3 protein-coding genes and 1 pseudogene are annotated in these 5,568 nt (G+C 57.0%); 2 read left to right on the top strand and 2 right to left on the bottom strand.

Annotation, left to right across the window (positions count from 1 at the left end):
• A pseudogene (locus OS035_RS33105) lies at positions 1 to 196 on the top strand (IS110 family transposase); the annotation flags it as partial.
• Between the two features lie 575 nt (positions 197 to 771).
• Positions 772 to 1,638: a hypothetical protein gene (locus OS035_RS33110; RefSeq protein WP_018516676.1), complete on the top strand. Its 867-nt coding sequence runs from the start codon at positions 772 to 774 to the stop codon at positions 1,636 to 1,638.
• A gap of 157 nt (positions 1,639 to 1,795) precedes the next feature.
• Here OS035_RS33110 and OS035_RS33115 read toward each other — a convergent pair whose 3' ends face one another.
• Both OS035_RS33115 and OS035_RS33120 read right to left on the bottom strand, forming a co-directional pair.
• Positions 1,796 to 4,258, bottom strand: coding sequence for a S8 family peptidase (locus OS035_RS33115; protein WP_331815552.1), 2,463 nt, complete (start codon positions 4,256 to 4,258; stop codon positions 1,796 to 1,798).
• Between the two features lie 15 nt (positions 4,259 to 4,273).
• Positions 4,274 to 5,257 (bottom strand): AAA family ATPase, encoded by a 984-nt coding sequence (locus tag OS035_RS33120; protein WP_018516674.1) that lies wholly within the window; start codon positions 5,255 to 5,257, stop codon positions 4,274 to 4,276.
• Between the last annotated feature and the right edge of the window lie 311 nt (positions 5,258 to 5,568).

A 5,568-nucleotide genomic window follows, 5' to 3' on the forward strand; every position in this document is an offset into this window, starting at 1 on the left:
TGAAGCGGCGACAGTGCTTCTCACGCGCGCCAGTGTCAGGACCGAGAGCAGCCTCAAGACCTGGGGGCTTAAGCTGCGTGAGCGGTTGGGCTTTAAGCGCGCTGCGGTGGCAGTCGCCCGGAAGCTTGCGGTCATTATGCACAGCATGCTCAGGACAGGAGAAGTCTTCAACGCATCGGTTGGCGCCACCGCATAAGCGACCGCCAGCCTTCTTCCCTCAGAACGTCAAACCTCGTTTGACGCACTGAGCGTCCCTGCCGCGGACGCCGGTTGGATCATTCCGCTGGTGAGTGGCTGCAGCTCGTTCGAGACTGCGCGCTACACATAGGAAGGTCCTACCTGCGAAGACCCATCATGCGGCGACATTTTGTCGACCGCGCAGACAACCCTGCTCCCGGCATCCGGATAGCTCTGAATCAGACAAACGACGCTGAGATGCAACCCCATCGAACTCCGCTGTCGCCCCTCGCAACGGCGAAGAGAGCGAAAGGCCAAAGCAACCTTGACTAACCGGATGCGAATAGACAACCACTCCCATGGACACGATCTTGAAGACGGCAATACGGCTCCGGCAGGATGGGCATCGGTCACCCAACCTGCAGCCATGCCTTGTGCATATAACCCAGGTCGCAAGCCGCCGTCGCGGCCCATCAAAATCGCTCCGAAGGGGCCAAATTCAGCCACCCGTGGCAAATAGTTTTCAACACGCCGAGTCACAACTATGAATGCTGAACACGAAATCCAGCTCCTAAGCTGAAAGAGGAATTGAATATGAGCGGGACGGCTCACGAAATCTCAGACGTAACGCGGCGCGCGATCATCGACCATTTGAGCGTTGCCCACATATTTTGGTCCGGCCGCCTCTCGGATGATGAATTCCTTGCGCGACTCTACGATCTCTCGACCATGCCGTCGTACGACTATCGCTACAGCAATGCCGCCGGCGATATCCGTCAGCATATGGTTCGCAATCGAGATTGGGACGATAACTGGGTGTTCTTCGACGGCCGCTTCAATCTTCTTCATGCCTCGGATGGCGAGTTTCTCCGATTTTTATGCGAGACCCTCCATCCGGTCGTTCGTCTAGACGAAGAGCAGGTTTCGGAGTTGCTGAACATCTATAACGAGGCGCTGGCCGCCGATGGCTTCGTCCTCGTACCCGGAAAAACAATCTCAGGAAGGTCGCTTTTCGTCGCTCAGGCGGTGCATCGCGCGGTCGTCTTCGAAGAGCCGACCGGATGGCAAAAGGTTGATCGGCAATTGCAGGAGATGCGATCGAGGCTCGATTCCGCGGAGACCGAAGAGCAGTTTCAAGGCGTTGGCTTGCTTTGCCGCGAAGTCCTGATCACGGTTGCGCAGGAAGTCTATAATCCCGCCAGGCATCCCCAGATTGACGATCGCGTGCCGAGCCCGACAGATGCCAAGCGCATGCTCGAAGCTGTTTTCCAATCGGAATTGCAGGGCTCAAGCAATGATGAAGCCCGGGCGCATGCCCGAGCCGCCGTCAATCTCGCGCTGGCCTTGCAACACAAACGGCTGGCGGACTTTCGCACAGCCGCACTTTGTGCAGAGGGAACTTGGTCCGTTGTAAATATGTTGGCAATCCTTGCCGGCCGTCGCGGCCGCCGTGATCGATGACGGACACTTAAGAACCCGCACCTAGCCCTGACTCCCGCATCTATTTCTATTTCATTCGCCCAACCGGAGTCCAATAGATTGAAGGTCAGCGTTCCCCATCAGCATTGTTTCGAATAGCCGCTTGACCAATCGCCCAGGGCGCAGAGGAAAACGCGGCTCATGCTGCAGGAATCTCGACCTCCAGCTTGTTCTCAATCGCGGTGTAAATGTCGATGTCCGCACCAGGCGCCCTGACGGATACGACGAGCGCATAGCGTGCCGCTCGGTCCCAACGCTGCAAACCGGGCTTCTCCTTCCACCAGCCGCTAACCGGAAAGACGCCGATCGCATCGCGTTCAGCAAGCGCAGCAGCACTTCCGCGCCAGATGTCGGAATGAACCGACCCGCGATCTCGTATCATTCCGAGAAACCAGTTGTCGCCACCTGCAGCTGCGCCCACCGCGCCCCCTTCTTCTGCCTCGGCCGCCTTGTTGATCCTCGTTCGGAACTGCTGCAGGCTCTCGAGGGAGCGTTTGACTGCAAACCGCAAGGAGTGTGACGAATAGCGATGGCGGCGCGTCCATCCGCGTTCACCAGGATTCGGTTCGATGAAATATGACAGCGTGACGCGAAGTTCGACGTCGGCAGCACCAAGCTCCAGCAACTCGTCACGCGGCCACGGCAGCGCGTGCAGGTTCATGCTTCTAGTCTTGATTACCGATTTTTCCTTTTTGAACGGCAGTAGCACGTCCTCTACCACCAACGTGGCATCATCGGCGGCACTTTTCAGGGCACGAGAGAGGTCCGGCACGCCCCAGCCGTAGCGCCGCAGCATTGCCATTTTCATGGCTTGCGTCCCCGCGCCGTCGAAATGGTCTCGCATTGCAGGCGTCCACTCGGCAGAATGGATGGCGAGACCCCGTACCGTCTCCGGCCAAAGCGTTGGACGAGCGGAAATGATGTTTGCACAAAGGTTTGCGCCAAGTGCGGCGGCGGCGCTTGTATCGCCAAATGTATCAAAAAGTCGAATGTTTGGCCGGTAGTATGTGGTCAGCAGTTGCAAGTCGTCCACATGTGAGCTCGGATTCACCCCGTCGTGGGCGAAGTTTCCACCTTCGAAAACGACATCCGGTCTAACGGGCCATTGACGATCCCAAGTTCCCGAGGTTCTGCTTGCCGGTGATAGGTCGCCGGCTGGCGCGACCGGAGCCCAATCACCGAAGGCCGGATCAATGATGTTGACCTTGTCAGTGTAGGCTCCGACGACGAGAGCGTTCCAGGCCTGTGCCGGGCTTTCTGCCTCTTCCAAATCATTGCGATCCGGATACTCCGCCGCATGGATGTCCCCGCGGAGATTGCCAGCGGCGATGACAATCAGACGACGGAGAGCTCCTCCGCCATAGGTCAGTTGGTCAACGGCGGCCGACCAAGATGAGGGACGTCCACGAGCGAGGCCTATCTCACTTGTGACCGCCATACAAAAGACCCGCTTGCGAAGTGGCGCGCTTGCCTCCGCCTTGGTCATCCCGGTTTCAGTAATCGCACCATATAGCAGCGGATCATTGCCGCCATTTGGCGGGAGGATTTTTATAGTTTCAAGCCAGTAGGGTAATTCGACGGCACCTTGCTGCGTGAGCGCCTGCTGAAGATCACCATAGAGCGCCACGCCAGCCATCGAAGTGCCATGCCCGTTCCAAAACTGGCTGTCGCCAACTCCCCAATTATTGTCATATGCATGCTGGTGGGCAGCCGGCAATGCTGGAGCGATCAAAGGGTGTTCCCGTGTCGCTCCGCTATCGAGCAGGCATATCGCCGGCGCCAGTGCGTTCGGGGCGACAAGACGATCCACAAGGTCCTCCGCCCACTCCACCTGCTCGGCGGCCCCCATCTCCAAGAAGGTCGATGGCGTGTCCTTGGCGAGCCGGAGTTCAGCGACGGCGTCAGAATTGATCAAGAGGCGTGCGATAATAGCCTCTGTGCCATGGGCGAGCACAACATCCCGTTCGGGGAACCGAATAGCGTGATCCTTGAGCGGAATATTTAAACGTTCGGCTACTGTTCGAAACGATGCGAGTTTTCCGTCCCTGATCCAGACTTCCCACCATACGGCGAGATCTGGCTGCGGATAGAGGTCTGGTGTGTCCGTAAAGAGTGATCGGACGGTCGCGAGACGAACGTCTTCAATACGCGCAATCAAGTTTTGGTTTTTGGGACGCCCTGCCTTCGTTTCCTCATTGCGATAGGCGTCGACTTTTTTGCTGTAGAATTCGACGGAGCGCTCAGGGACGAAGACCGTGGCGGTGATACTCTCCTCGCCAGCCGCGACCTGAGGAACGGCGACGAGTTCAATGCCAGCCGGCTTGTTTTCCAAAGCCTCCACTGCGCCGCGTTCTGCCGCGGGGATATCAAACTGCAAATAAAAGCCGTGTTCGCCTTCGGCAATTCCCACCTCCCTATTCGCTATAAATTGCTGCGCGCCAGCAATCGCAGTCGCAAGCGATTGAGAGAGCTTAGCTGCGTGCTGTGCTCTTGCTCGAGCAGGGGGAAGACCGGAAATAACCGTACGTGGGGAGGTATAAGCCTCACCTTGGCCCCCACCATCCAAGAAAAAGTGAGATCGATTGCGAGGCGGTCTGGCCATGTAATGGTGGTCGCCTTATCGCATCGTGGCGTGACGTTCCGACAAGGCGCCAAGCAGAATTGAGGTTTCCACCGTCGGCTTGTCACTCAAGATAGCGATCTTTGCAGCTTCGTCCGCAGCTCGTGCTATCTCCGCCTGACTGAGTCCCTTGGCTGCATCGAGGATTTCCGACCAATTGATCTTCTTTGGCTTGAAGCGGGATAAATGCGTCTCCAGGATTCCGCGCGTGATGCGCTCGTCCGGTAGTTCGTATGTAATCACGTCATCGAAGCGGCGGAAGATCGCCTTATCGAGAAGTTCTGGATGGTTTGTGGCAGCGATGATCAGGCTTGGGCCATGGTCATTCTCGATGAACTGGAGAAAGGAGTTGAGCACGCGACGAATCTCGCCGACATCGTTCGGCCCGGACCGCTGCGATCCGATCGCATCGAATTCGTCGAAGAAATAAACGCCCCGTTGCGCGGCGACGGCATCGAATACCAGTCTTAAGCGCGAGGCTGTCTCTCCCATGAGTTTGCCGATAAGGCCGTCGTAGAGAACTGTAAAAAGTGGCAGCTTTAGTTCATGTGCCAATGCCGCTGCAGTCATCGTCTTGCCAGACCCCGGCGGGCCGACAAGGAGCAACTTGCGGCGAGGTGTCAGCCCATGGGCTTTCAGCCGCTCCTGATGCCGCTGTTCAGCGATCACTCTTCCAAGCCGTTCGTGAAGCTCGTCGGACAAAATCATGTCTGCTAGTCGCGTGTCCGAAAAACGTGCGGCGAGCAATTTCGTTAATTCGCCTTTCGGCTGTGTGATAGGCACCGGACCTGCGCCAATGCGTGCGACGGTCGACGTCTTGCCGCGAGCTGCGTCGATTAGCTCTCTGAGCTCTTGAGCAAGCTTGCCATGACCTTGCCGGGCTTCATGCGCGGCAAGCTGTGTCGCCACGGAGAGGAAGCGACCTTCATCTCCGTCTATATGGCTTTTCAGCAAAGCTACGATGTGTTGTGCCGTGGTCATTTTCTCGAACTAATCGTTGGTCAGCTTGTCGGTGCCATGGGCACCTTAGCGTCTATCCATTTCAATGTGTCAGATATTTCCATTACGCCGTTTCGGAAATGAACCTGTCCACAGATTCTCACTCAGGTTGCAAAGCCTATCGATATATCGCATGAGGCGTTTAACAATTCCTTGTGTCTCTGCCGGGTTGCCGGCCAGTTAGAGTTTTCTCCACGTATACGTTCCCGGCTGATTGACTTTCTCTGGGGCTGTCGCAAACATTTCTGCGGCTCGCAATTATCCCATGAACGGCGTCATTTTCATGCTTTGTT

The sequence above is a fragment of the Rhizobium sp. 268 genome (assembly GCF_036571585.1).
GTDB lineage: Bacteria > Pseudomonadota > Alphaproteobacteria > Rhizobiales > Rhizobiaceae > Rhizobium > Rhizobium redzepovicii.